Origin of the sequence: Chlorobium sp. N1 (genome assembly GCF_004332115.1) — a bacterium.
Taxonomy (GTDB): domain Bacteria; phylum Bacteroidota; class Chlorobiia; order Chlorobiales; family Chlorobiaceae; genus Chlorobium.
In genome coordinates this window covers 432995-458232 of record NZ_SJPA01000001.1, presented here as the reverse complement: position 1 = coordinate 458232, position 25238 = coordinate 432995, and the positions used below count along the sequence as shown (strand labels likewise).

At 63.2% G+C, this 25238-nt stretch carries 23 protein-coding genes; 9 read left to right on the top strand and 14 right to left on the bottom strand.

What is annotated here, in order from left to right:
* Positions 1–19: 19 nt before the first annotated feature.
* The 12 genes from E0L29_RS02050 to E0L29_RS01995 form a co-directional block, all read right to left on the bottom strand.
* Positions 20–1282 (bottom strand): radical SAM protein, encoded by a 1263-nt coding sequence (locus tag E0L29_RS02050; RefSeq protein WP_131354021.1) that lies wholly within the window; start codon positions 1280–1282, stop codon positions 20–22.
* 18 nt (positions 1283–1300) lie between these two features.
* Positions 1301–2653: a nitrogenase component 1 gene (locus tag E0L29_RS02045; RefSeq protein WP_165498800.1), complete on the bottom strand. Its 1353-nt coding sequence runs from the start codon at positions 2651–2653 to the stop codon at positions 1301–1303.
* Entirely contained in the window at positions 2650–4011 is a 1362-nt protein-coding gene (nifE, locus tag E0L29_RS02040) for a nitrogenase iron-molybdenum cofactor biosynthesis protein NifE (RefSeq protein ID WP_131354017.1), read from the bottom strand. The genes E0L29_RS02045 and nifE overlap by 4 nt, the downstream gene beginning before the upstream one ends.
* 86 nt (positions 4012–4097) lie before the next feature.
* Positions 4098–5477, bottom strand: a complete 1380-nt coding sequence (nifK, locus tag E0L29_RS02035; RefSeq protein ID WP_131354015.1) for a nitrogenase molybdenum-iron protein subunit beta — start codon at positions 5475–5477, stop codon at positions 4098–4100.
* A gap of 43 nt (positions 5478–5520) precedes the next feature.
* The gene (nifD, locus tag E0L29_RS02030) at positions 5521–7152 is read right to left on the bottom strand and encodes a nitrogenase molybdenum-iron protein alpha chain (protein WP_131354013.1); all 1632 of its coding nucleotides are present in this window, start codon (positions 7150–7152) and stop codon (positions 5521–5523) included.
* A gap of 38 nt (positions 7153–7190) precedes the next feature.
* Entirely contained in the window at positions 7191–7568 is a 378-nt protein-coding gene (locus tag E0L29_RS02025; RefSeq protein ID WP_131354011.1) for a P-II family nitrogen regulator, read from the bottom strand.
* A gap of 2 nt (positions 7569–7570) precedes the next feature.
* Entirely contained in the window at positions 7571–7927 is a 357-nt protein-coding gene (locus E0L29_RS02020) for a P-II family nitrogen regulator (protein WP_131354009.1), read from the bottom strand.
* Positions 7928–7988: 61 nt separating this feature from the next.
* Positions 7989–8813 carry a nitrogenase iron protein gene (nifH, locus tag E0L29_RS02015; RefSeq protein WP_131354007.1) on the bottom strand — a complete coding sequence of 275 codons (825 nt, stop codon included), beginning with the start codon at positions 8811–8813 and terminating at the stop codon, positions 7989–7991.
* Positions 8814–9295: 482 nt separating this feature from the next.
* Positions 9296–10906, bottom strand: coding sequence for a sigma 54-interacting transcriptional regulator (locus E0L29_RS02010; RefSeq protein WP_131354005.1), 1611 nt, complete (start codon positions 10904–10906; stop codon positions 9296–9298).
* Positions 10907–10926: 20 nt separating this feature from the next.
* The gene (locus E0L29_RS02005; RefSeq protein WP_131354003.1) at positions 10927–12084 is read right to left on the bottom strand and encodes a homocitrate synthase; all 1158 of its coding nucleotides are present in this window, start codon (positions 12082–12084) and stop codon (positions 10927–10929) included.
* Between the two features lie 200 nt (positions 12085–12284).
* Positions 12285–12815, bottom strand: a complete 531-nt coding sequence (hpt, locus tag E0L29_RS02000; protein ID WP_131354001.1) for a hypoxanthine phosphoribosyltransferase — start codon at positions 12813–12815, stop codon at positions 12285–12287.
* A gap of 12 nt (positions 12816–12827) precedes the next feature.
* Complete coding sequence (locus tag E0L29_RS01995) at positions 12828–13853, bottom strand: adenosine deaminase (protein WP_131353999.1); 1026 nt, start codon at positions 13851–13853, stop codon at positions 12828–12830.
* A 188-nt stretch (positions 13854–14041) separates the two neighbouring features.
* Here E0L29_RS01995 and E0L29_RS01990 point away from each other — a divergent pair, with 188 nt between their 5' ends.
* The 3 genes from E0L29_RS01990 (at position 14042) to corA (ending at position 18799) form a co-directional block, all read left to right on the top strand.
* Positions 14042–15220, top strand: coding sequence for an acetate/propionate family kinase (locus tag E0L29_RS01990; protein WP_131353997.1), 1179 nt, complete (start codon positions 14042–14044; stop codon positions 15218–15220).
* A gap of 47 nt (positions 15221–15267) precedes the next feature.
* Positions 15268–17652, top strand: coding sequence for a phosphoketolase family protein (locus E0L29_RS01985; RefSeq protein WP_131353995.1), 2385 nt, complete (start codon positions 15268–15270; stop codon positions 17650–17652).
* Between the two features lie 79 nt (positions 17653–17731).
* Positions 17732–18799 carry a magnesium/cobalt transporter CorA gene (corA, locus tag E0L29_RS01980; RefSeq protein WP_242664238.1) on the top strand — a complete coding sequence of 356 codons (1068 nt, stop codon included), beginning with the start codon at positions 17732–17734 and terminating at the stop codon, positions 18797–18799.
* A 7-nt stretch (positions 18800–18806) separates the two neighbouring features.
* Here the strand turns inward: corA and E0L29_RS01975 are convergent, their stop codons facing one another.
* A complete protein-coding gene (locus tag E0L29_RS01975) occupies positions 18807–19286 on the bottom strand; it encodes a YqhA family protein (RefSeq protein WP_131353991.1) in 480 nt (159 codons plus the stop codon).
* A 119-nt stretch (positions 19287–19405) separates the two neighbouring features.
* Between E0L29_RS01975 and E0L29_RS01970 the strand changes: the two genes are divergently transcribed.
* Positions 19406–19930, top strand: coding sequence for a CIA30 family protein (locus E0L29_RS01970; protein ID WP_131353989.1), 525 nt, complete (start codon positions 19406–19408; stop codon positions 19928–19930).
* Here E0L29_RS01970 and hisF read toward each other — a convergent pair.
* Positions 19920–20675: an imidazole glycerol phosphate synthase subunit HisF gene (hisF, locus tag E0L29_RS01965; protein ID WP_131353987.1), complete on the bottom strand. Its 756-nt coding sequence runs from the start codon at positions 20673–20675 to the stop codon at positions 19920–19922. The genes E0L29_RS01970 and hisF overlap by 11 nt on opposite strands.
* Positions 20676–20819: 144 nt before the next feature.
* On the opposite strand from hisF, the gene E0L29_RS01960 reads away from it, so the two are divergent.
* From E0L29_RS01960 to E0L29_RS01940, 5 genes are read left to right on the top strand one after another with little or no spacing between them, the layout of a single operon-like run.
* Positions 20820–21140, top strand: coding sequence for a hypothetical protein (locus tag E0L29_RS01960; RefSeq protein ID WP_131353985.1), 321 nt, complete (start codon positions 20820–20822; stop codon positions 21138–21140).
* Positions 21141–21156: 16 nt separating this feature from the next.
* Positions 21157–22209 (top strand): NAD(P)/FAD-dependent oxidoreductase, encoded by a 1053-nt coding sequence (locus E0L29_RS01955; protein WP_131353983.1) that lies wholly within the window; start codon positions 21157–21159, stop codon positions 22207–22209.
* Positions 22202–23071 carry a 1,4-dihydroxy-2-naphthoate polyprenyltransferase gene (locus tag E0L29_RS01950; RefSeq protein ID WP_131353981.1) on the top strand — a complete coding sequence of 290 codons (870 nt, stop codon included), beginning with the start codon at positions 22202–22204 and terminating at the stop codon, positions 23069–23071. Before E0L29_RS01955 ends, E0L29_RS01950 begins: the two co-directional genes overlap by 8 nt.
* 16 nt (positions 23072–23087) lie before the next feature.
* Positions 23088–23966, top strand: a complete 879-nt coding sequence (locus E0L29_RS01945; RefSeq protein ID WP_131353979.1) for a carbon-nitrogen hydrolase — start codon at positions 23088–23090, stop codon at positions 23964–23966.
* Between the two features lie 20 nt (positions 23967–23986).
* Positions 23987–25237: a M48 family metallopeptidase gene (locus E0L29_RS01940; protein ID WP_131353977.1), complete on the top strand. Its 1251-nt coding sequence runs from the start codon at positions 23987–23989 to the stop codon at positions 25235–25237.
* Position 25238 lies beyond the last annotated feature (1 nt).

The following is a 25238-nucleotide window of genomic DNA, read 5'->3' as shown; positions in this document are numbered from 1 at the left end:
GACGGTTCGTTCTCTCTTCTCAGCCGCAGCCGCCTCCCGTGCCGGTGCAGGCGTGCTTGCGGCTGTTGCGCGCCATGTGGCGGATGTCCTCTCCCCGGAAGATGCCGCCGACGGCGTCCTCGATCACCCCTTCGAGCACCATGACCTCGATCCCGCGGGTGTTGAGTACCATGGTGGGGTTGTCGCCCGCGCTGCTGCAGAGCAGGGTGCGGCAGTCCTTGATGACGTCCGCCACGGCCTCCCAGCGGTGCTGCCCGCCCCCCGGTGACGGTGCGGGGCGGCTGTCGACGAGGGTGCAGTCGCCTGTCTTGGGGTCCATGCCGTAGATGAGGAACCGGTCGGCGTCGCCGAGGTGCTGGTTGACGAGCACCCCTTCGAGGCTCGTGACGGCCAGGTAGGGACGGTGGTCCGAAGGGTTCTTCGGCAGGGCCGCCGCTTCCAGGAGCTTTGCCTGGACCGCCTCGCTGTTGAGGTGGCCGATGATGCCGACCGCGTCGGCGCGGCAGCGGGCGCAGTGCTTCATCTGCGGCAGGTATGCGCTCGTGGCAAGCTGGATTTCGGCCACCATCTCCGCCGGCGGCTCCCCGATGTTCTCGAAGACGGTCTCCCTGGTGTTGTAGTAGGGGAGGCAGTTGAGGATGTCGGCTCCGAGCCCGGCGACGTGGCGTGCGACGTCCTGCACGTGGTGGTCGTTGACGGTGGGGATGATGATGGTGTTGACCTTGGCGGTGATGCCGGCCTCCTTCAGTGCCCGGAGCGCTTCGAGCTGGCGGCCGATGAGAAGTTCTGCGGCCTCGGTGTCGCGGTGCATGCGCTTCTCATGGCGGACCCAGGCGTAGATCTCCGCTCCGACTGCGGGGTCGATGGCGTTGATGGTGATGGTGACGTGGCTCACCTCGAGCTCCTTGAGCTCAGGGATGTAGGGGAGCAGTTCGAGGCCGTTGGTCGCCACGCAGAGCAGCATCTCGGGGTATTCCCGGCGCACGAGCCGCAGCGTCTCCATGGTCTCCAGGGGGTTGGCGAAGGGGTCGCCGGGGCCGGCGATGCCGACCACCGAGATCGAGGGGGTGAGCGCCACGGCCTCCTTGAGGTAGTGCAGGGCCTGGCCGGGGGAGAGCACCCGGCTCGTGACGCCGGGACGGCTCTCGTTCATGCAGTCGAATTTCCGGTTGCAGTAGTTGCACTGGATGTTGCATTTCGGGGCTACGGGCAGGTGTATGCGGCCGAACCTGTGGCGGGCCGAGTCGTTGAAGCAGGGGTGGTTTTCGAGCTTGAGTTTCATGGGTTGGTTCCTCCCGTATTACAGGTATGTGTATCCGATTTCAGAGTCGTTCTGGCGTCCTTCGATCACGGTGTTGACGATGCGGTCGAAGAGTTCCTGGGTGCCGCGGTATCCGAGATGGTGCAGGCGCTGTCCGCCGAACCGGTCGTGGATGGGGAACCCGATGCGGATGAGCGGGATCCTGCTCTTGCGCGACATGGTGTAGCCTTTGCTGTTGCCGATGATGAGGTCCGGCCGGAGCAGCTCCGTTTCGTCCTCGATGTCCGAGAAGTCGACGCCGTCACGTACTTTCATGCCCTCGCCCTCGAGGTCCCCCACGAGCTCCCCGAGCTTTGCCTTCATGAGCCCGCTCTTGCCGCCGGAGGCGCAGAGCACCGGCCGGACGCCGATCTCACGCAGGAAGGCCGCCATCGAGATGACGAGATCCTCTTCGCCGTAGAGCACCGCCGTCTTGCCGAAGATGTACTTGTGGCCGTCGGCGTAGGCGTCGACGAGCCGGCGTCGCTCGTCCTGGTACTTCTCCGGGCGCGGCTTCCGGCAGAGGGTTTCGAGCAGCTCGAAGAACCGGTCGCTCTCCCTGATGCCGATCGGCAGCGGGAGGTGGTAGCGCGGCACGCCGAACTTCGACTCCAGCCACCCCGCTCCGGATTTCGAGGCCTCGAGCGTGGAGCCGAACTCGATGCTGCCGATGGCGCTGGCGGACCGGGCGATCGCTGCGGTCGCGGTGCCGCCCGGCGGAATGCGGTGGTACTCGGCCCAGGGGCCGCCGTCGAGCGTCTTCGAGTAGTCCGGCAGGATCATCGAGGGGAGCCGGAAGTCGTCGAGGATCTCCTGCATGTGGCGCAGGTCGGCCGGCGAGACCATGTTGGGGAAGAGGTTCACGCTGCTGTCGGGGGCGCCTTTCTCGGCCAGCGCCTCCAGGGTTGCGCGCACGGCGGCGTGGAAGCCGTCGATGTGGCTGCCCTGGTAGCTCGGCGTCGAGGCGTGGATGAGGACGGGAGCGCCGGAGTCGGCGGCGGTTTGCTTCCGGTACTCCCGGAGGATTCCCTTCACGTCGTCGCCGATCGTTTCGGACAGGCAGGTAGTGGCAATGCCGATCACCTCCGGCATGTACTGCTGCGTCACGTTTTTCAGGCCGAGCTTCAGGTTGTGGCTGCCGCCGAAGACGGCGGTCTCCTCATTGAAGTTCGACGAGGCGATGTCGATCGGTTCCTTGTAGTGGCTGATGAGGTAGCGCCGGATATAGGTAGCGCACCCCTGCGAGCCGTGCAGGAAGGGGACGCATTGTTCGATCCCGCGGAACGCCAGGCAGGCGCCGAGGGGGTTGCAGAGCTTGCAGGCGTTCTGGGTCGCCGTTTTCGCGTGTTTCACAGTGAGCCTCCTTTGCGCGGAGCGAACTGCCATACCGGGCTGAGGACCGACTGGTAGACCTCCAGGATGAAGTTGTACATGCCTTCGAATCCCGCCAGCGGGATCTTCCGTTCGTGGTTGTGGTCGCAGAAGGCGACGCCGAGCTTGAAGGCGATGGGGCGCTCCTTGACGCCGCCGATGAGCAGGTCGGCCTCTTTTTCGAGAATGAACTTGGAGAGCTCGACCGGGTTCGAGTCGTCGACGATGACCGTTCCCTCGTCGCACATCTCCTTGAGGGCCAGGTAATCGTCCTTGTTGCCGGTCTGCGAGCCGGCGAGCACGACCGACATGCCGACCGAGCGCAGCGCCTTGATGAGCGAGAAGGTCTTGAATGCGCCGCCGACGTAGATGGCGGCCTTTTTCCCGCTGAGGGCCTGCTTGAATTTCTGGAGCTCGGGGTAGAGCGTCTTCACCTCGCGGCTGACGATCTCCCTGGCTTTCTCCATGATCTCCGGCCGGTCGGGGAAGTGCTTTGCCACGTCGTAGAGCGCCGCCGCCATGTCCTCGATGCCGAAGTAGGAGACCCTGATGTAGGGGATGCCGTACTTCTCCTCCATGTCTTTTGCGAGGCTGGTCATCGAGCCGGAGCACTGCACGACGTTGAGCTTCGCACCGTGGGCGCGGCGCACCGCGCCGACCCGGCCGTCGCCGGTCATGGTGGAGACGACCTCGATGCCCATCTCTTCGTAATATTTCCTGATGATCCAGGCTTCCCCGGCGAGGTTGAACTCGCCGAGGATGTTGATGCTGTATGGACTGATGTCCTCTATGGGGCCGGTTCCGACGAGCTTCATGAGGGCGGTGCAGGCGGCCTTGTAGCCGTCCTTTTTCGTGCCCTTGAAGCCTTCCGAGTGGACCGGCAGGACGGGGATGCCCGTTTCCTGCTGGACTTTGCGGCAGACGGCATCGATGTCGTCACCGATGAGGCCGATGATGCAGGTTGAGTAGATGAATGCCGCTTTCGGGCTGAACTTCTCGATCAGCTCGATCAGCGACAGGTAGAGTTTCTTTTCTCCTCCGTAGATGACGTCCATTTCCTGGAGGTCGGTGGAGAAGCTGAGGCGGTGCAGCTCCGGGCCCGAAGAGACGGATCCGCGGATGTCCCAGGTGTAGGCTGCGCAGCCGATGGGGCCGTGGACGAGGTGCAGGGCGTCGGCGACGGGGTAGAGCACCACGCGCGAGCCGCAGAAGACGCAGGCGCGCTGGCTGACGGATCCGGAGAGGCTGGTCTTTTCGCACGAGATGTCGAACGCCGCGGCCCCTTCCTTCTTTTCGAAGATCTGTTTCTCCCTTCCCTCGAGGATGCCTATCTGCTCCATTGTTCGTTGTCCTTTTGCTGAGCGTTTTTTGTTGCCTGCTCCCTTCAGGTGCCGCCTATGGCAGGCGGCACGTCGGGGGAGTTGTGTTACATGACGAGCTCGAACTTCTCTTCCTTCGCTTTCATGTCCTGCCGGTCCATGAGGACGCCGAGGATCTTTTCGGCGAGGCGCAGCCCGCCGGTGTAGCCCACCGAGGGGAAGTAGCTGTGGCCGATGCGGTCGAGGATCGGGAAGCCGTATCGTACGAACGGGATGTCCTCGTCACGGGCGATGTACTTGCCGTAGGTGTTGCCGATGAGGAGGTCGACCGGTTCGTTCTTGATCCACTGGTGCAGCAGGAACATGTCGGCGTTCAGGCCGTTCTTGAAGTTGGCGCCCGGTGCGCGCTGGAGGATCTCCTTCATGCGCTTCGCAAAGCGTGCGCCGGGGGTGCCGCTGACGATGTGCTTCGGCTGCATGCCGAGGTCGAGCAGGAACTCCGTGAGCGGGATGAGCTGGTCGGGGTCGCCGAAGAGCGCCACCTTCCTGCCGTGGAAGTACTGCTCCATGTCGGTCATGACGTCGAGCAGCCTGCCGCGTTCGGCGGTGATCTCGTCGGGCACCTTCACGCCGGCGGCCTTCGAGAGCGCCATCACGAACCGGTCGGTGGCCGAGATGCCGATCGGCATGTCGAGGGTTTCGAAGGGCACCCCGCACTTCTTGTCGAGTGCGACGGCCGCCGGTTCGGCGCTGATGCAGCCGAGTGCGAGCGAGCACTTGCTGTCGCCGGTGCTCCTCAGCTCGGGGACGGTGACGCCGCCTTTCGGGTAGAACTCGTGCTTGCCGGTCTGCGGTGCGTCGAGCACGTCGGAGGTGTCGGGGAAGAGGACGACCTTCGCCCCCATCTCTTTCGAGATGCGCTTGAGTTCGCGCATGTCGGAAGGCTCCATCCATCCTGCGACGAGGTTCACCTGGTCTTTCTTCTCGCCGGTCGAGACCGCGAACTGCTGGGCCATGCCGGCCACCATGTTTGCGTAGCCGGTGACGTGCGATCCGACGAAGCTCGGGGTCGCGGCGTAGATGATGTGCTTGCCCTCGGGAATCTTCCCGTCGTCGAGCGCTTTCTTCGTGATCTGCTGGAGGTCGTCGCCGATGGTCTCCGAAAGGCAGGTGGAGTGCACGGCGATGATGTCGGGATCGTAGACCGAGAAGATCGTGTCGATCGCGGCAAGCAGGTTGGCCTGCCCGCCGAAGACCGATGCGCCTTCGGTGAACGAGCTGGTCGCGGCCATGACGGGCTCCTTGTAGTGCCGGGTCAGGGTGCTGCGGTGGTAGGCGCAGCAACCCTGGGAGCCGTGGCTGTGAGGCAGGCATCCGTGGATGCCGAGTGCGGCGTACATGGCTCCGATCGGCTGGCAGGTCTTTGCCGGGTTGATCGTGAGCCCTTCGCGCTCCTTGACCTCGCTGGTGGTGTGTCGTAGTAACATTTCAGAATCTCTCCTTTTACTTGTTTCAGGGTGGTTGCGGCCCTCAGCCTTCGGCGTAGGAGGCCTCGAGTTCTCCGGCGTCCTCTTTCTGCCAGGGGGCCTTGATGAGCTTCCAGACGGGGTTGCCGACCATGCGGTCGATGTCCCGGTAGAAGTTCACCGCGCCCTCGAAGCCGGTGTAGGGGCCGCCGTAGTCGTAGCTGTGGAGCTGCTTGAGCGGTACGCCCATCTTCTGGACCACGTATTTCTCCTTGATGCCGGCGCAGAAGATGTCGGGCTTGTAGATCTCGATGAGCCGCTCGGACTCGTAGTGGCTGATGTCGTCGACGACGAGCGACTTTTTCGACATCTGCTTCAGCATGCCCTCGTAGCCGCTGATCTCGAGCCCCTCTGCCTTCAGCGCCTCGAGCTCTGCCTCGCTCTTGCGCGGCCTGTAGAGTTCGGGGTCGGCTTCGACCTTCAGTTCCTCGATGTTCTTGCTGTCGGCGTCGACCTTGATGCTGGGAAGAACCTCGCGGCCTTCGTAGTCGTCGCGGTGCGCGAACTCGTAGCCTGCCGCCACGGTCGTCATGCCGAGCTCGTCGAAGAGGTCCTGGTAGTGGTGGGCCCTCGAGCCGCCGACGAAGAGCATCGCGGTCTTGCCTTCGGTGCGGGGGCGGATTTCCTCGATCACCGCCGTTACCTTCGGCATCTCTTCCCCGATGACCTCCTCGACCCTCTTCTTCAGACCTTCGTCGCCGAAGTACTGCGCGATGCGCCGCAGCGACTTGGCGGTGGACTCGGCGCCGACGAAGTTGACCTTCATCCATGGGATGCCGTACTTGGCCTCCATCATCTCGCCCATGTAGTTGATCGAGCGGTGGCACATGATGACGTTGAGGTCCGCCATGTGGGCGTTCTCGAGCTGGCCGACCGTGGAGTTGCCGCTGAAGGACGAGACCAGGGTGATGCCGCACTTGTCGAAAATGCGCTCGATCTCGAAGGCGTCGCCGCCGATGTTGTACTCGCCGAGGAGGTTGAGCCGGAACTTGCCCTCCTTTTTCTCGTTGTTGCGGCCGACCATGTGCTTGAAGACGCCGTTGTTGGCGATGTGGTGGCCCGCCGACTGGCTGACGCCGCGGTAGCCCTCGCAGCTGAAGCCGAAGACGTTGCAGTCGCCGAGCTTCTCCTTCATCTCGCGTGCGGCGGCATGGACGTCGTCGCCGATGAGTCCGACCGGGCAGGTCGAGAAGATGGCGATGGCCTTGGGGTGGAAGAGGTCGTAGGCCTCCTGGATGGCCACTTTCAGCTTCTTCTCGCCGCCGAAGACCACGTTCTCCTCCTGCATGTCGGTCGAGAAGCAGTAGGGCATGTAGTTCGCGTCCGCTTCGGTGGCCGGCCTGGTCTGGTTGCGGCGGGTGAGCCAGCTGTAGAAACCGCAGCCGATGGGTCCGTGGGTGATGTTGACGATGTCTCTCGTCGGTCCCAGCACCACGCCCTTGCATCCGGCGTAGGAGCAGCCGCGCTGGGTGATGATGCCCGGGACGGTCCGGACGTTGGCCTGTACCTCGGGGACGGTTTCGGGATCGTTGACGACGATCGATTTCGTCCGCTTCTTGGCGACCTTCGCCGGGTATTTCTGTACCAGTTCCTCGCGTATCGCCTGAGGATCCCGGATAGTGTTGTTCGCCTCCATGTAGATTTCTCCGTTTACACCTTGTTGTATAGTCTTTCTCAGTTGAGCGCCTCGTCTCCGGCTTCCCCGGTCCTCACCCTGATGGTTTCGGTGATGGGGGTGACGAAGATCTTGCCGTCTCCCGGCTTGCCGGTCTGGTTGGTCCTGATGATGGTCTCGATTGCCGTCTTGCAGAGCTCGTCGGGCACGACCACCGTCAGGATCCTCTTTGCGACCAGGCGCGGCGTGTCGCCGAGCAGGGCGATCGCTTCGGGATGGCCCTCTTCGGCACCTTTGAGGATGTCGTAGTGGACCTGGCCCTTGCCGCGGCCCATGACCCTGCCGGTCGCCGTGAAGCCGGGGATGCCGGCGTCGACGAGCGCTTTTTTTGTTTCGTTGACCTTGTTGATCCGTATGACTGAAATGATCTCTTTCATCCTTAGGCCTCCTTTGCTGCAGCGAGCGTCGGTTCGCTTTCCTGAAGACCCGAGCTGATGGTGTAGACGTCCTCGACTGCGGAGATGAAGATCTTTCCGTCGCCGAATTTGCCCTCGCCCTGGCTCTTTGCGCTGTCGAGGATCGCCTGGACGACGAAGTCCTTGTCGGCGTCGGGCACGACGGTGAAGAGCATCTCTTTGGGCAGTTCGTCGTAGACGACGTCGCCCACCCTGAGGCCGCGCTGCTTGCCGCGTCCGACGACGGAGATCTTGGTGATGGCCGGGTAGCCTGCATCAAGCAGTGCCTGCATGACTTCATGAGCCTTTTCGGGCCGTACGATTGTCCTGATCATTAACATTGGCGGTATACTCCGTTTTGGTTGTGGCGCCTTGCCTGGCGCCGGTTCTGGTTGTTGCTTCTCAGTTGGCGATCCCGAATTCGATGAGCAGCGACTCGAGCTCTTCGATCTCCAGCGGCTTGGGGATGACGAACATCTTGTTGTCGTTGATCTTGTTGGCAAGGGCCCTGTACTCGTCGGCCTGGGGGTGGGTCGGGTCGTAGTCGATGACCGTCTTGCGGTTGATCTCTGCGCGCTGCACGAAGTTGTCGCGGGGCACGAAGTGGATCATCTGGGTTCCGATCCTGCGGGCCAGCTCCTCGATCATCTCCCGCTCGTTGTCGACCTTGCGGCTGTTGCAGATGAGGCCGCCGAGGCGCACTCCGCCGGCGTCGGCATACTTCAGGATGCCCTTGCAGATGTTGTTGGCGGCGTACATGGCCATCATCTCGCCGGAGCAGACGATGTAGATCTCCTCGGCCTTGCCGTCGCGGATCGGCATGGCGAATCCGCCGCAGACCACATCACCGAGCACGTCGTAGAAGACGTAGTCGAGATCCCACTCGTCGTCGTAGGCGCCGAGCTGCTCGAGGAGGTTCACCGAGGTGATGATGCCGCGGCCGGCGCAGCCCACACCCGGTTCCGGTCCGCCGGACTCGGTGCAGCGGGTCGCCTTGTATCCCTCTTTGATGATGTCTTCGAGTTCGACCTCTTCGCCCTCCTCGCGGAGCGTGTCGAGCACGGTCTTCTGCTGGAGTCCGCCGAGCAGCAGGCGGGTGGAGTCTGCTTTCGGATCGCAGCCGACGACCATCACCTTCTTGCCCATCTCGGCGAGGCCGGCGACGGTGTTCTGCGTGGTGGTCGACTTGCCGATGCCGCCTTTGCCGTAAATCGCAACTTTTCTCATGGTGGTTCGTGTTTAGGGTTGTTGTGCTTCCTTCTTTAAATATTGAGGCTTTTATTTTTCTTCGCCTGAATATTTATGGATACTATTGCAATATGCGTGCCAAAGTTCGGGGCTGGCTCTTCTGTTGGGTCCCGCGTCGGATCCGGATGTGTGTAACGCGTTGTTATGGAAGGGTTTCTGTCGGGATGGAAAAAGTCCGGATGTTTTTTTTTGTCCCCTTGCGCATGATGTATCGGGCGTTTTGCGCGCGCCTGTTTCCTTCGGGGATGTAGGAATGTCCGATCGGCTACATAATGGTGGGAAATGTCTTTCGTTCGGGACGTGTCCGCCCCCGGCGGGGGTTGGGGCGGATCTGCTGCTTTGGGTGGATCGGGGCGAGGGCGGAGGTTTCGGTCGCGGCGCCTCCGGAACTGTGGCCGGTTGCTCGGCTGGGGCCGGGCCGGTGGGGGTGTTGCGGGCTTTCCTACGGAACGGTGGTTTTTTTACGGGCGGAACTTGCGGTAGTCGATCCCGAATTTCCTGACGCGGAGCCCTATGATCCGTTCGGACAGCCCGAGCTCGGCGGCGGCGCGCGACATGTTGCCCTTGGTGCTTTTCAGGGCTTCGATGATCATCTCCTTCTCGATCGCCTCGAGTTTCTGCTGCAGCGAGCCGGTGCAGGGGGTTCCGCTCGACTCTGCGGTCTGCAGGCTCGGGGGGAGGTGGTAGCCGTGGATGACGTTGTCTTCGCTGAGGATGACGGCCCGTTCGATGCAGTTTTCCAGCTCGCGCACATTTCCCGGCCAGTGGTAGCGCATCAGCATGTCGATGGACGTCGTCGATATCCGTCGGATCCCCTTCTGGTTCATGGCGTTGTACTTCTCCACGAAATAATCCGCGAGCAGGAGGATGTCCGTCTTGCGTTCCCGCAGCGGCGGGACGGTGATCGGGAAGATGTTCAGCCGGTAGTAGAGGTCTTCGCGGAAAAGTCCGTCGACGATCAGGTTTTCCAGGTTGCGGTTCGTGGCGGCGATGACGCGCACGTCCGTCTTGATGGTCTTCGATCCCCCGACCCGTTCAAACTCTTTTTCCTGCAGGATCCGAAGCAGTTTGGCCTGGACGGGGAGGCTGAGTTCACCGACTTCGTCGAGGAGGATGGTGCCGCCGGAGGCCAGTTCGAACCGTCCCTGGCGGGTGGATGAGGCGCCGGTGAAGGCGCCTTTTTCATGGCCGAACAGCTCGCTCTCGACGATGCTTTCCGGCAACGCGGCGCAGTTGAACTTGATAAAGGGCTTCGACGAACGGCGGCTCCTGAAGTGGATGGCGCTGGCGACCAGCTCTTTGCCGACGCCGCTTTCTCCGAGGATGAGCGCGGTGGCGCTGGTGCCGGCGATCTTGTCGATCAGCCGGAACAGGCCGTGCATCGGCTTGGCGTTGCCGATGATGTTTTTCGGCCGCATCTCTTCCGGAACGATCTCCTCTTCGCGCGCTTCCTCTGCGGGGATCGACGGTGGATGGAACTGGTCGTGGCGGTCGCTTTCGCTTGCGAGCTGGCGGAGGCGGACGGCCTGCGAGATCATTGCGGCGATAATGGAGAGCTGGTCGACGTAGTGCTGCAGCAGGTCGGCCTCGGTGTTCGGGTTTTTGGCGCTTTTCTTTTCGGATTGTTCCTCGGGGTGGCTGAGGCGCCGGTCTGCGCTGAGGGTGCCGATAATCTCGCTTCCGGAGCGGATGGGGATGCAGATGAAGCAGAGTCCCTTTTTCTGCTCCTTCTCCCTCGAGCGGGTGCGGTCGAGGAAGAGCGGCTCGTCGCTGATGTCGGGGACGATGACGCTCCGGCCGGTCTTGACCACCTGTCCGATGATGCCCTCTCCGATGCGGTAGCGGCCGCGTTCCTTCTCATCCGCGGTGAGCCCGAAGGAGTGGTTGATGACGATCTCCGAGGTGTCGCGGTTGAGGATGGTGATCATGCCGCGCAGCATGTTCATGTGTTCCGACATGATGAAGAGGACGAGCGTGAGCACCTTGCCGATGTCGTTTTCGCTCGTGACGGTCCGGCCGACCTCCGCCAGGAGGCTGATGCTCCGGTTCTCCTGCTCCTGGGGTGTCAGCATGCGCTCTCTCCTCTTTTCGTTCAGAGTCCTTTTTTGAGGGTGTCGTGAATGGCTTCAAGCTCGGAGGGTCGGAGCGAGCGCTTCTTTTCTGTGGCGATCCTGCGCACCTCGCTGAGGGTCGCCGCGGCTTCGTTCGCCGTGAGCGCGATGCCTTTTTTCTGGAAAAAGTCCTTGAGTGCCGCGCTGCCGGAGTGCTTGCCGATGACGAGTTCGTGCTCCGCCATGCCGGCCAGCGCCGGCATGAAGGGCTGGTAGGAGAGCGGATCCTTCAGGAGGGCGGCGCAGTGGATGCCGGATTCATGCTGGAATGCCGCACGGCCGACGACCGGCTTCTGCGGCTGTATCGAGCGGCCGGAGGCCTCCGAGACGGCCCGGCATAGTGCGGTGAGCCGGGTGGTGTCGATGGCGGTGGCGTGCCTGCCGGAGAGCCGGAGGGCGATCGAGAGCTCTTCGAGTGCGGCGTTGCCCGCCCGTTCGCCGAGCCCTCCTACCGATACGCTGACGGCTCCGCAGCCGGCCTCTATGGCGGTGTGGGCGTTGGCCGTCGCCATGCCGAGGTCGTTGTGCGCATGGAATTCGAGCATCGGCCCGCCCGCCACAAGCACCCGGTCGAGAAGACGGCAGATCGAAAGCGGGGTGGAGACGCCGACAGTGTCGGCTATGCGGACCCGTTCTGCGCCGGCCCTTCCCGCGTCGGCGATGAAGCGCCGCAGCGTCTCCGGAGGGGTTCGCGTCGCGTCCTGTGCGCCGACGCTGACGTGGCGGAAGTAGCGCCTGGCGCGTATGACAAGGTCCTGGAGCTGGTCCTGCACCCAGTCGTAGTCGCGACCCATGAGCTCGAGGTAGAGCGGCGAGAGCGGAAAGCTGATGTGGACGCCTTCGACCCCGCTTCGGCAGACCGCCTCGATATCCTCCCATTTTGCTCTCGCCCAGCCGGTGAGGCGTACCGGAAGGTGCAGGGCGGCGATGCTGCGTATGATCGTCTCCTCTTCGCGGCTGATGGCCGGGTAGCCCGCTTCGAGCTCATCGACGCCGGCTTCGGAGAGCATGCGGGCGATGTCGGTTTTTTCCCGGTCGCTGAAGACTACGCCGGGGGCCTGCTCTCCGTCGCGGAGCGTGGTGTCGATGATCCATGGCCTCGAGGTGCATTCAGGGGCCGCGGCTGCCGAAGTGGTCATGTTCCGATTCCGTTGGGTTGGCTGGTGTCGTCGCCGGGGTGATTTAGTGTATAGGGTTTAGTTTCCTTAAAAAATAAGGATTTTTAGTTCAAATAAAATAAATATTCAGACATTTCTGTGATTTCTGCTCTGGGACGCAGTGCGGCCTCCCGTGCGGCCCCGGCCCGGGGCGGGAGTGCGGGGTTGGCGGGCGGGGCGGATCAGGCGTCGAGCAGGGCGAGGTAGGGGAGTTCGCGGTAGTGTTCGTTCCAGTCGATGCCGTAGCCGATGAGGAACCGGTCCGGCACGCTGAAGCCGACATGGTCGACCCTGACGGGGTGGACGCGTGCGGAGGGCTTGTCGAGCAGGGTGCAGATGCGCAGGCTCGAGGGGTTCTGTTCCTGGAGCGTTTCGGTGATTTTCAGGATCGTGAGCCCGGTGTCGACGATGTCTTCTATGACGAGCACCGCCCTGCCCTCCACGGCGAGGTCGTGGTCGAGCTCGACCTGGCCCGATGAGACGGTGCCCGAGCCGTAGCTGGAGGCGGAGATGAACTGGATGGTGCAGGGGATGCTGAGGGTGCGGATGAGGTCGGCGGCGAAGATGCAGGCTCCCTTGAGGACGGCGACGAGGGCGAGCGGATTTTCCTCCGTGGCGTCGGGGTACTCGTTCGAAATAGCCTCACCGAGTTCCCGGATCCGCTTCGCTATGGCGTCGGCGGTTATGAAAGGCTCGGGGCGTTCTTTTTGCATCGGATTCCGGGTTCAGCGGCAGGCTTCGCAGCGGCGGGCGTAACCGGCCAGTTCGTCGAGGTGAAGCTGTTTCTGCACGGGGTTGAGTGATGAGGCCCTGAAGGAGTTTTCGGCAAGCGTGGCGATCTGGCGGAAGTCGAGGCCGAGCGCCTCGGCCGCCGCGGTGAAGTTTTCGTTGACGTAGCCTCCGAAATAGGCCGGGTCGTCGGAGTTCAGCGTTACCATGAGTCCGCTCTCGAGCATCGCTTTCAGGTTGTGCTCCTGCATGCTCCTGAAGACGCCGAGCTTCACGTTGGAGAGCGGGCAGACGGTGAGCGGTACGGCCCGGCGCACCAGTTCCCGGACGAGCTGCGGGTCGTCCATGCAGTGCACGCCGTGGTCGATGCGGTCGAGATGCAGGAGCTCGAGCGCCTCCCTGACGTTCTCGGCCGAGCCTTCTTCTCCGGCGTGGGCCGTCAGCAGGAACCCTTCCTCGCGCGCTTTGCGGAAGAGGTTGCGGAACTTTGAGGGTGGATTGCCCCGTTCCGATGAATCGAGGCCGATGCCTGTGATCCAGCGTTTCCATCGGACGGCCTCCTCGAGCATCCGCATGCCTTCACGTTCCGTGAGGTGGCGAAGCACGCACATGATGAGGCGGGTCGAGACGGAGAGGGTCCGGTGGGCTTCTTCGGCGGCGCGCTCAATTCCCCTCAGCACGGTTTCGAAGGCGACTCCACGGGCCGTGTGGGCCTGGGGGTCGAAGAAGAGTTCCGCATGGCGGACGTTCTGGGCGGCCGCCTTCTGCAGGTAGGCGAGCGTGAGCTGGCGGAAGTCCTCTTCGGTCACGAGGACCGCCGTCGAGCGGTAGTAGATGTCGAGGAAGGACTGCAGGTCGGTGAACCGGTAGGCTTTTTCTGCTGCTTCCACATCCGGGAAGGGTGCCTGCATCGAGTTGCGTGCGGCAAGTTCGAGCATCATGTCCGGTTCGAGCGTGCCCTCCAGGTGCAGGTGGAGCTCGGCTTTGGGCAGTCCTCTGATGAAGTCTCTCATTGTCGTCATGGCCGTAGGGAATCCGGGTTGCGACCTTTTTTCCAATATAGGCAATTCGTCGGCCGGGCGGAGCGGAGGGCGGGACGCATTTTTATATCGGCGTACCCTGCCGCTGTCGCCTCCCGTATCGGTTTGTGCCGTTCTTTGCGTAGTTTGCATATGCCACAGCTCGTTCATGAAGGCCACTTCCTGTCGCGATGAAAAACATTCTCGTCTTCAATGCAGGCTCTTCAAGCATCAAATTCGCGCTCTACAGCTCCCTTGAGCTCTCCCGGCCGGTGTATGCCGGCGAGCTGACCCGGATCGGCACAAAAGGGGGCACCTTCGGTTTCCGTCGAGCGGGCGCCTCCCCGGAGGCGGGGCCGGCCGATGCCGCGAACCATGAGGAGGCCTTCCGCCGGATCTTTTCCCGGATCCGCTCCCTTGAGGGCCCCGGGCCGGACGTCATTGCCCACCGGATCGTGCACGGCGGCCCCCGCTATGGCGAGCCGACGCTTCTCACGCCGGAGGTGACGGCCGACATCCGTCGCCTCGTTCCCTACGCTCCCGAACATCTCCCGCCGGCCCTCAAGGGAGTGGAGCTCGCCGCCGGGTTCATGGAAAAAGCCCGCCAGGTCGCCTGTTTCGACACCGCCTTCCACCGCACCATGCCGGAGGTCGCCAGGACCTACGCACTTCCCCTCCCTGTGAGGGAGCGGGGGGTCGAGCGTTACGGTTTTCACGGGCTGTCCTACCAGTACCTGCTCCGGGAGCTCCGCCGGATGGGGGTGGGTGCCGCCGTGAGCGGACGGGTCGTCCTCGCCCATCTCGGCCACGGGGCCAGCATGGCCGCGGTTCGTGACGGCCGGAGCATCGAGACCAGCATGGGGTTTTCTCCGGCTGGCGGGCTCGTCATGAGCACCCGGACCGGGGATCTCGACCCCGGGGTGGTGCTCTACCTGCTCGAGGAGGCGGGGATGTCGCCCCCGGAGGTCAAGGATATGGTCAATCGCCGTTCGGGCCTGCTCGCCCTTTCGGGCCGGAGCGACGACATGCGCGACCTGCTCTCGGCGGAGGCTTCCGACCCGGCTGCCCGCCTTGCCGTGGAGCTCTTCTGCTACCAGGCCCGAAAACAGCTCGGCTCGCTCTTCGCTGTTCTCGGCGGCCTTGATCTCCTGGTCTTCACCGGCGGGATAGGCGAGCATTCGCCCGAGGTGCGCCGTCGCATCTGCCGGGGCCTCGGCTGCATGGGCCTCCGGCTCGACGAAGAACGCAACAGCGGGAATGCGGCGGTGATTTCCCTCGACTCGCCCGGACGGGCCATGGTACGGGTCATGCAGACCGACGAGGAGCAGCTGATCGCCCGCGAGGCATTGAAGCTTGTTGAATCACTCTAACCGATAAACCACAGGGAGACGAAGTGATGAATACCACGAGTGCAACGATGGCAAAGGAAACGGAAAAGAAGGGGCTGGAGCTCTCCGAGATCCGGGGACTCGACGCCTACTGGCGTGCGGCGAACTATCTTTCGGTGGGCCAGATCTACCTGCTCCGCAACCCGCTCCTGCGCGAGCCGCTCACGGCCGATCATGTCAAGCCGCGCCTGCTCGGACACTGGGGGACGACTCCCGGACAGAACTTCATCTACGTGCACCTCAACCGGGCGATCCGGCAGCGGGACCTCGAGATGATCTATATTTCCGGGCCCGGCCACGGTGGTCCGGCCCTCCTGGCCAACGTCTGGCTCGAGGGGACCTACAGCGAGTATTACCCCGCCGTGTCGGAGGACGAGGCCGGTATGGAGAAGCTGTTCCGGCAGTTTTCCTTTCCCGGGGGCGTTCCGAGCCACGTGGCGCCGGAGACGCCCGGATCCATCCATGAGGGCGGCGAGCTCGGCTACAGTCTCTCGCACGCCTACGGGGCGGCCTTCGACAACCCGGATCTGGTCGTCGCCTGCGTCATCGGCGACGGCGAGGCCGAAACGGGGCCCCTGGCCACCTCATGGCACTCCAACAAGTTCCTCAACCCGCGTCGGGACGGTGCGGTGCTGCCGATCCTGCACCTGAACGGTTACAAGATCGCCAACCCCGCGCTGCTCGCCCGCCTTCCGCACGACGAGCTCCGCCGTCTCCTTGAGGGGTACGGGTACGCTCCATGGTTCGTCGAGGGGTCGGAGCCGGATGCGATGCATCGCCAGATGGCCGCCGCCGTGGACGGATGCCTCGATGCCATCGCTTCGATCCAGTGCACCGCGCGCAGCGGCGGCAGGGTGGAACGGCCGCTCTGGCCGATGATCGTGCTCCGTTCCCCCAAGGGGTGGACCGGGCCGAAGGAGGTCGACGGCAAGAAGGTCGAGGACTTCTGGCGGGCGCATCAGGTGCCGTTTGCCGAGGTGCGCACGAATCCCGCCCATCTGAGGCTGCTCGAGGAGTGGATGAAAAGCTACCGGCCCGAAGAGCTCTTCACCCCGGAAGGGACGCTGCTTCCGGAGCTGAAGGAGCTCGCCCCGAAAGGCAGGCGTCGCATGGGCGACAACCCGCATGCCAACGGCGGACTGCTCCTGAAGGATCTTGTGCTGCCGGATTTCAGGGCGTACGCCGTCTCCGTGCCGGAGCCCGGATCGGTCGAGGCCGAGGCGACCCGGGTGACGGGCGCGTTCCTGCGCGATGTGATGCAGGCCAACCGCGGCGAGCCGCGCTTCAGGGTGTTCGGCCCCGACGAGACGGCATCCAACCGCCTCGGCGCGCTCTTCGAGGTGACGGACCGGACCTGGATGGAGGAGGTCCGCTCGTACGACGACCATCTCGCTCCCGACGGCAGGGTGATGGAGATCCTCTCCGAACATACCTGCCAGGGGTGGCTGGAGGGCTACCTGCTTACCGGCCGACACGGGTTCTTCTCCTGTTACGAGGCGTTCATCCACATTATCGATTCGATGTTCAACCAGCATGCCAAGTGGCTGAAGGTGTGCAAGCACGACATCGCCTGGCGCCGCCCCGTCGCCTCCCTGAACTACCTGCTCACCTCCCACGTGTGGCGGCAGGACCACAACGGCTTCTCCCACCAGGACCCGGGGTTCATCGACCACGTCGTCAACAAGAAGGCCGACGTGATCCGCGTCTACCTGCCGCCGGACGCCAATACGCTGCTCTCGGTCACCGACCACTGCCTGCGTTCGCGCGACTACATCAACGTCATCGTCGCCGGCAAGCAGCCCGCATGGCAGTGGCTCGACATGGAGTCGGCCGTCCGGCACTGCACGAGCGGCATCGGCATCTGGGAGTGGGCCTCCAACGATACCGAAGACGGCGATCCCGACGTGGTCATGGCCTGCGCGGGCGACGTGCCGACCCTTGAAACCCTTGCCGCGGTGCAGATCCTCCGCGAGAAGATCCCCGATTTGAAGATCCGGGTGGTCAACGTCGTCGACCTCATGACCCTGCAGCCGCCCGAAGAGCATCCCCACGGCCTGGCGAACCGGGATTTCGACGAGATCTTCACCGTCGACCGTCCGATCATTTTCGCCTATCACGGCTACCCCTGGCTGATCCACCGGCTGACCTACCGCCGCACCAACCACCACAACCTCCATGTGCGCGGCTACAAGGAGGAGGGGACGACGAGCACGCCGTTCGACATGGTGGTGCGCAACGACCTCGACCGGTTCCACCTGGTGGCCGACGTGGTCGAGCGGGTGCCGCGCCTCCGCCAGAAGGCGGCCTATGTGAAGCAGCATGTGCGCGACATGCTCATCGCCCACCGTGAGTACATCCGGACCTACGGCGAGGATATGCCCGAAATCCGCAACTGGCAGTGGACGCGTTCCTGAAATCCCCAACGGAGAGCTGATGAAGCATGCCCGAAAAAACAGAGTCCGTCCGGCGGGAGCCGCTTCCTCCCGCCGGCCGATGAAAAAGATCATTGGCCGCATGGCCGGCACCATCGGCACGGCGCCCGGTACCCTCGTCCATACCGGCGGCCGGAAGATGGAGAGCCCGGTGATTACCGTCTTCAGCTACAGCGAGGAGTGTGTGCGGCGCGCGGTCGTCGGGAACCTCAGGGATGCCCTCGGGATGCGCCGGGAGGGCGAGGTGCTCTGGGTGAACATCGACGGCCTGCACGACGTCGGGCTCGTCGGGGAGGCCGGTACCCACTTCGGGCTCCACCCCCTGACGCTCGAAGATATCCTCCATACCCTCCAGCGGCCGAAGATCGAGGATTTCGACCGGTATCTCTTCCTCGTCCTCAAGACGCTCCAGACGGACGCCGAAGAGGGCGGGCTTGCCGAGGAGCAGCTGGCGATCGTCGTCGGGGAGGATTTCGTCCTGAGTTTCCGCGAGGCGCCGGGCCCGCTCTTCGCCTCCATCCACGAGCGGCTGGAGAATGCCGGCACGAATGTCAGGAAAAAGGGTGCGGACTATCTGGCCTACGCTCTTGTCGACGCGGTGGTCGACAGTTACTTCGCCGTTCTCGAAGCTTTCGAGGACCGGATCGAGACCCTCGACGACCTGCTGACCGAGACGGCGGCAAGGGGGTCGCTTCCGGCGATGTACACCCTGAAGAAGGAGCTGATTCTTCTTCGCAAGTCGGTCTGGCCGCTGCGCGAGATCATCAACAGCATCGGCCGAGACCGTTACCGGGTGATCGACGACGAGGCGAGCGGGCCCTTTTTCCGCGACATCCTCGACAACATCGTGCTGGTCATCGAAACGGTCGAGACCTATCGCGACATCGTCATCGGCATGTACGATACCTGGCTGGCCATCGCCAACAACCGGATGAACGAGATCATGAAGGTGCTCACCATCATCGCCACCGTCTTCATGCCGCTCTCCTTCATCGCCGGCGTCTACGGCATGAACTTCCGCTACATGCCGGAGCTTTCCTGGCCGTGGGGGTACTACGGGGTGCTCGGGCTCATGGCCTCGATTTTTATCGGCATGATCCTCTTCTTCCGCACGAGGAAGTGGTTCTGAGCGGGCCTCAGGCTTTCGGGTCCTTCTTTTTCTTCTGGCCGTTGAAGAGCGCGAGGCTCGCGGTGACTGCCGCGACTGCGCCTCCGAAATAGAGGATCGAGCTCTCGCCGTGCCAGGTGATGGCATGGCCGAGGAAGACGACGGCCATGACGACGACGATCACCCCGACCAGCTTCTCCTTCAGGTCGTCGAGGGTGTGGATCTGCAGCCATGCGGGCATGGGAACGGTATCGTCGATGAAGAGTTCGTAGAGGCCGAGCGCCATGATGTAGAGGGCCGTTGCGACGAGGAACAGGTCTGCGCTTTCGATGAAGCCGAGCACCAGGCTTTTGCCGCCTTTCGGCGTGATCGATCCGGAGAGGATGGCCTGGACTATGAGGCTCCCGACCGAAACGGCGCCGTAGACAAGCAGCGTGACGGCGGCGGCAAAGAGCGCTGCAACGGCCAGGATGACCAGAAAGCGGGTTGATGAGAGCAGTCGGTGCATGAGGACGGGATCTTTTGGTGGCGGTTTTTTGTTGTTGCCATTGAAAATACGAAGGGATGCCTTACTATTCCAGTACTTCTTATCCGGCCGAAACATCAATCCCCTAAACCCATACCGGCATGCAGGAACGGATGCTCTGCGACTTCTCCAGTACCAGGTGCCTCAAGTGGCACAGCGTCGACGACGGCATTATGGGCGGGATTTCCGTGAGCCGCCTCTCTATTGCAGATCCCGGCACCGCGGTGTTCGACGGGGTGCTCTCCACGGAGAACGGCGGCGGGTTCGCCTCGGTGCGCACGTTTCCCGAAGAGCGTGACTTCAGCGGGTTCGACGGCCTCCGGCTTTTCGTCCGGGGAGACGGCCGCCGCTACAGTTTCCGCATCCGCAACGACGACAGCTACGACGGCATCGTCTACCGTAGCGATTTTGAGCCGGTTGCCGGAAAGTGGATGGAGGTGGATCTGCCGTTTTCGGGATTTTCGGCTTCGTTCAGGGGCCGCTCCATCGAAGGGGCGACACCTCTCGACCGCTCTTCGATCGTGCAGATCGGCCTTCTGGTTTCCAGGGAAGAGGTCGGGCCGTTCCGCCTGGAGCTCCGCTCGATCAGGGCCTACAGGGCGGTTCCCGAAGCGCTCAGAGCCTGACGGGGATATCCCGCTCGCGAAGGTACTCCTTGGCCTCGCGGATGGAGTGCTGGCGGAAATGGAAGATGGATGCGGCAAGGGCGGCGTCGGCCCGACCTTTCGTGAACCCGTCGTAGAGGTGCTCGAGCGACCCGGCTCCGCCTGATGCGATGACGGGGATATGTACCGCCGTGGAGATCATGGCGAGGCTCTCGTTGTCGTAGCCCTCTTTCGTCCCGTCGCGGTCCATGCTGGTGAGCAGGATCTCTCCTGCGCCGAGCTCCTGGACTTTCAGTGCCCATTCGAGGGCTTCGTAGGTGGTCGGCTTTTTGCCCGAGTGGGTATGGACGATGTAGCGTCCGTCGACCTTCTTGATGTCGATGGCCACTACCACGGCCTGTGAGCCGTAGCGCTCGGCGATGCGCGAAATGAGTTCGGGGTCGTTGACCGCTGCGGTGTTGACCGAGACCTTGTCGGCTCCGTGGAGGAAGACTTCGCGGGCGCGCTCGACCGAGTTGATGCCCCCGCCGACGGTCAGCGGGATGAACACCTCGCCAGAAACTTTCAGCACCTCCTCCAGCGTTGTTCTGCGTGATTCGAGCGAAGCGGAGATGTCGAGGAAGACCAGTTCGTCGGCAAGTTCACCGTTGTAGAAACGCGCCTGCTCGAGAATAGAGCCCGCGTCCCTCAGCCCTTCGAAATTGATTCCCTTTACGACCCTGCCGTCCCGTACGTCGAGGCAGGGGATGATCCGTTTTGCCAGCATCCCAGTGAATACTCCGTAGTCCGTTGAAAGAAGGCTGCCGGCAGGAAAACCGAGGTGTTTAGGGCCTGCAGCAGTAAAAAAAACAATGTAAATATTATATTTGCTGGCACCCAATAAGCCGAAGAAAAAAGAAAGAACCCCGTCATGAAATTTCCTGTCTGCGATTTTGCCGAATCCGAGGAGGGCTTTTACTCCCAGTGCGCCTCCTGCCCCATCAAGGCCGGCACTCCGGGCTGCGCCCTCGAAGAGCTCGAGGACGGCAACTACCAGTTCGTGGGATCGACCCCGCACGGCGGCGTGCGCGCCATCTTCTACTTCAGGGACAATGCCGGCAACCAGGTCGAGAAGCAGGACGCCGAGCACGTCGAGATCCATGAGCTTGACGAGGGCGACCATCTGATCACCATTCTCTACGGGATGGTCAATCCGGAGGGGATGATCTACCTGAAAAAATCCAATCAGTAACCGGGGCTCCATCCGAATGGCACCACATCGCGTTTCTCCTGACGGCATAGCCGACCTTACCATCATAGGCGGCGGGCCGACGGGCATATTCGCTGCATTCCAGTGCGGCATGAACAACATCAGCTGCAGGATCATCGAAAGCATGCCGCAGCTCGGCGGGCAGCTTTCGGCCCTGTACCCCGAAAAACACATCTACGACGTCGCCGGATTTCCCGAGGTCCCGGCCGCAGGGCTCGTCGAGAGCCTCTGGCAGCAGACCGAGCGGTACAGCCCGGAGGTGGTCCTTTCGGAGACGGTGACCGCATACCGCAAGCTCGAGGGCGGGGATTTCGAGGTGACGACGGCCTCCGGCCGGACCTTCGTCTCGAGGGCGCTGCTTCTGGCCGCGGGGCTCGGGGCGTTCTCGCCTCGCAAGCTGCCGCAGCTCGGGGACATCTCCCCGCTCGAGGACCGTTCGGTTTTTTATGCGGTGAAGAACGTCGCGGATTTCCGTGACAGGAAGGTGGTGATCGTCGGCGGCGGCGATTCCGCGCTCGACTGGACCGTCGGGCTCATGGGCGTGGCCGGGAAGGTGACGCTCGTGCACCGGATGCAGGAGTTCCAGGGGCACGGCAAGACCGCCCGTGAGGTGGACGAGGCCAGGGAGTCCGGCACCATCGACGTTTCTTTGAATACGGAAGTCGCCTCGATCGACTTTGACGGGGACGGGCTCAAGGCGGTGCATTTTCGCCGGCGCGACGGCAGCACGTTCAGCGTCGAGGCGGACCGGCTGCTCCTGCTTATCGGCTTCAAGTCCAATCTCGGCCCGATCGCCGGCTGGGGGCTCGAACTGGTCGACAACGCTGTCGTCGTCGACTCCCACATGAAGACCACCGTCGACGGGCTCTATGCGGCCGGAGACATCGCCTCCTACCAGGGAAAACTGAAGATCATCCAGACCGGACTCAGCGACGCGGCCATGGCCGTCCGCCACAGCCTGACCTACATCAAGCCGGGAGAGAAGATCCGCCATACCTTCAGCAGCGTCAAAATGGCCAGGGAAAAAAAGAGCGAGGCCCCGAATGCCTAGTCCTTGGCTGCTGGCCATCCGCCCGAAAACGCTTCCGGCCGGGGCGGTTCCCGTCGTCGTCGGCTCCGCCGTGGCGGCCGCCGACGGCCTGTTCAGCCCCCTGCCGGCAGTCGTCGCCCTTGTCTGCGCCCTCGGCATCCAGGTGGCGACGAACTTCATCAACGAGATCTACGATTTCCGCAAGGGGGCCGACGGCGCTGAGCGGCTCGGTCCGACGCGTACCGTTTCGGCGGGGCTGATCAGCGAAAAGACCATGATCCGGGTCTCCGTGATCCTGCTCTCGGCGGTTTTCCTGCTCGGCCTCTACCTCGTCGCTCTTGCCGGATGGCCCATCCTGCTCGTCGGCCTCCTCTCGATGCTTTTCGCCTGGGCCTACACCGGAGGTCCCCGGCCGATCGCCTACTCGGGGCTCGGCGACCTCTTCGTCTTCATCTTCTTCGGTCTCGTCGCTGTCGGCGGTACCTACTACGTGCAGGCCCGTTCGCTGGCCGTTCCGGTGCTCCTGGCTGCGGCGGCTCCCGGTGCCTTTTCGGTCAACATCCTCCTCTGCAACAACATCCGCGACATTGATACCGACCGGAAGGTCGGCAAGATGACCCTGCCGGCAAGGATCGGGGCCCCGCGGGCCCGCATGCTCTACCTTGCCCTGACGGTGCTGGCCTACCTCGTCCCGCCGGCCCTCACCGCCTTCGGCTATTCCCCGTGGTCGCTTCTCGCACTGCTTTCCGCTCCGCTCGCTTTCAGGATGGTCCGCTCGCTCCAGCGGAGCCAGGGGCGTGAACTCAACGAAGTGCTTGCCGGCACCGGCAGGCTCATGACCGTCTACGGCGCCCTCTTTTCGCTGGGCCTCCTCATCCATTAACCGAGCCACAGCCTCTATGAGCTCAGACATCGTCACCATCGCCCTCGTACAGTCAAGCTGCACGGCCGACCCGAAGGAAAACCTCCGGAAGGCCCTCTCCGGGATCCGCGAGGCCGCTGCAGCCGGAGCCAAAATCATCTGCACGCAGGAACTCTTCTCCTCGCTCTATTTCTGCCAGACCGAGGAGTACGAACCGTTCGATCTTGCCGAGCCGGTTCCCGGACCCACGACCGCCGTGCTCCAGGAGCTGGCCGGGGAGCTCGGGGTGGTGATCGTCGCCTCGCTTTTCGAGCGGCGCGCCCGTGGCCTGCACCACAATACTGCGGCGGTGATCGACGCCGACGGCCGCCTGCTCGGTCGGTACCGCAAGATGCATATCCCCGACGATCCGGGTTTTTACGAGAAGTTCTATTTCACGCCCGGAGACCTCGGCTACCAGGTTTTCAGGACGCGCTATGCCGATATCGGCGTGCTCATCTGCTGGGATCAGTGGTATCCCGAGGCGGCGCGCCTGACCGCCCTGAAAGGCGCCGAGATACTCTTCTATCCGACCGCCATCGGGTGGGCAGCCGGGGAGGAGTCCCAGGAGGTCCGCCGCTCCCAGCTTGCGGCCTGGAAGACCATCCAGCAGTCCCATTCGGTCGCCAACGGCGTCTTCGTCGCCGCGGCCAACCGGGTCGGGCGCGAAGGGGATCTGGAGTTCTGGGGCAACAGCTTCGTCACCGACCCGTTCGGCTCCATGAAGAGCGTTGCGCCGGCTGAGGGCGAGTGCGTCCTGCTTGCCGAGTGCGACCTGAGCCAGATCGGCCACTACCGTTCGCATTGGCCGTTCCTGCGCGACCGCCGCATTGAAACCTACGGGGAACTGCAGAAGCGGTTTCTCGACGAAGAGTGAACCCTATCCATCCGACTGAGATGAACGTTTTCGGCGCCGTCGTCCTTTTCACGCTGCTTGCGACTTTCCTCGTTCGCCTGCTCTCCGAGCTGCTCAACCTCCGTGCGTCGCGTGCCCCGCTGCCGGCAGAGTTCGAGGGCATCTTCGACGACGAAGCCTATGGCAGGTCGCAGGCCTATCTTCGCGCCTCGACCGCCCTCTCTCTCTACAGCGGCGCCTTCGACCTCGTCGTCCTGCTCGCCTTCTGGTTTGCGGGAGGGTTCAACATCCTCGACCAGTTCCTCCGCGGGTTCGCCCTGGGCTCCATCCCGACCGGAGTGCTCTACATCGGCTCGCTCATGCTCCTTCAGGCGGCTCTCTCACTGCCCTTCAGCATTTACAAGACTTTCGTCATCGAGGAGAAGTTCGGATTCAACCGGACCACGCCCGGGGTGTTCGCAGCCGATCTATTGAAGACGTTCCTGCTCACCCTCCTCATCGGCGCGCCCGTCGTCGCCGTCCTGCTCTGGTTCTTCGAGACGGCGGGGCCCATGGCCTGGCTGCCGGCATGGGGCGCCCTTACGGTGTTCAGCCTGCTTCTCCAGTACGTGGCCCCGACCTGGATCATGCCGCTCTTCAACCGTTTCGTCCCGCTTGAGGACGGCGAATTGAAGGAGGCGATCACCGGCTATGCCCGGGGTGTGGAGTTCCCGCTTGAGGGAATCTACGTGATCGACGGCTCCACACGCTCCGCCCGCGCCAACGCCTTTTTCACCGGCTTCGGAAAACGCAAGCGCATCGCCCTTTTCGACACGCTTGTGAACGCCCACACGGTCGACGAACTTGTTGCGGTGCTCGCCCATGAGATCGGCCATTTCAAAAAGAAGCACATCCTCATCAGCATGGCACTCAGCATCCTGAACCTCGGCGTGCTCTTCTTCCTGCTCTCCCTCTTCCTGAACAACCGCCAGCTTTTCGATGCGTTCTTCATGCAGGATCTCTCCGTCTACGGCAGCCTGGTCTTTTTCATGCTGCTCTACACGCCGGTCGAGTTCATCCTCTCGGTCTTCATGCAGGTGCTCTCGCGACGCCACGAGTACCAGGCCGATCGCTTCGCCGTTTCCACCTTCCCGCACGGGGAGGCCCTCGTCGAAGCGCTCCGAAAGCTGACGCGAAGCAACCTTTCCAACCTGACGCCGCATCCCTTCCACGTCTTCATGACCTATTCGCACCCTCCGGTCATGGCGCGCATCGCGCGCATCAGGGAGCAGCTCGTCCACTCCGACCGGTAAC

Bases quoted from the DNA above. Each gene is read 5' to 3' on its own strand.
- nifE (WP_131354017.1), bottom strand. From the start codon at position 4,011: ATGGAGCAGATAGGCATCCTCGAGGGAAGGGAGAAACAGATCTTCGAA.
- E0L29_RS02005 (WP_131354003.1), bottom strand. From the start codon at position 12,084: ATGACCACTTCGGCAGCCGCGGCCCCTGAATGCACCTCGAGGCCATGG.
- nifH (WP_131354007.1), bottom strand. From the start codon at position 8,813: ATGAGAAAAGTTGCGATTTACGGCAAAGGCGGCATCGGCAAGTCGACC.
- corA (WP_242664238.1), top strand. From the start codon at position 17,732: ATGAAAAAGATCATTGGCCGCATGGCCGGCACCATCGGCACGGCGCCC.
- E0L29_RS01940 (WP_131353977.1), top strand. From the start codon at position 23,987: ATGAACGTTTTCGGCGCCGTCGTCCTTTTCACGCTGCTTGCGACTTTC.
- E0L29_RS01960 (WP_131353985.1), top strand. From the start codon at position 20,820: ATGAAATTTCCTGTCTGCGATTTTGCCGAATCCGAGGAGGGCTTTTAC.
- E0L29_RS01985 (WP_131353995.1), top strand. From the start codon at position 15,268: ATGGCAAAGGAAACGGAAAAGAAGGGGCTGGAGCTCTCCGAGATCCGG.
- nifD (WP_131354013.1), bottom strand. From the start codon at position 7,152: ATGGAGGCGAACAACACTATCCGGGATCCTCAGGCGATACGCGAGGAA.
- E0L29_RS02050 (WP_131354021.1), bottom strand. From the start codon at position 1,282: ATGAAACTCAAGCTCGAAAACCACCCCTGCTTCAACGACTCGGCCCGC.
- E0L29_RS02025 (WP_131354011.1), bottom strand. From the start codon at position 7,568: ATGAAAGAGATCATTTCAGTCATACGGATCAACAAGGTCAACGAAACA.
- E0L29_RS01975 (WP_131353991.1), bottom strand. From the start codon at position 19,286: ATGCACCGACTGCTCTCATCAACCCGCTTTCTGGTCATCCTGGCCGTT.
- E0L29_RS01995 (WP_131353999.1), bottom strand. From the start codon at position 13,853: ATGACGACAATGAGAGACTTCATCAGAGGACTGCCCAAAGCCGAGCTC.
- E0L29_RS01945 (WP_131353979.1), top strand. From the start codon at position 23,088: ATGAGCTCAGACATCGTCACCATCGCCCTCGTACAGTCAAGCTGCACG.
- E0L29_RS01990 (WP_131353997.1), top strand. From the start codon at position 14,042: ATGAAAAACATTCTCGTCTTCAATGCAGGCTCTTCAAGCATCAAATTC.
- E0L29_RS01955 (WP_131353983.1), top strand. From the start codon at position 21,157: ATGGCACCACATCGCGTTTCTCCTGACGGCATAGCCGACCTTACCATC.
- E0L29_RS01950 (WP_131353981.1), top strand. From the start codon at position 22,202: ATGCCTAGTCCTTGGCTGCTGGCCATCCGCCCGAAAACGCTTCCGGCC.
- hpt (WP_131354001.1), bottom strand. From the start codon at position 12,815: ATGCAAAAAGAACGCCCCGAGCCTTTCATAACCGCCGACGCCATAGCG.
- nifK (WP_131354015.1), bottom strand. From the start codon at position 5,477: ATGTTACTACGACACACCACCAGCGAGGTCAAGGAGCGCGAAGGGCTC.
- hisF (WP_131353987.1), bottom strand. From the start codon at position 20,675: ATGCTGGCAAAACGGATCATCCCCTGCCTCGACGTACGGGACGGCAGG.
- E0L29_RS02020 (WP_131354009.1), bottom strand. From the start codon at position 7,927: ATGTTAATGATCAGGACAATCGTACGGCCCGAAAAGGCTCATGAAGTC.
- E0L29_RS02010 (WP_131354005.1), bottom strand. From the start codon at position 10,906: ATGCTGACACCCCAGGAGCAGGAGAACCGGAGCATCAGCCTCCTGGCG.
- E0L29_RS01970 (WP_131353989.1), top strand. From the start codon at position 19,406: ATGCAGGAACGGATGCTCTGCGACTTCTCCAGTACCAGGTGCCTCAAG.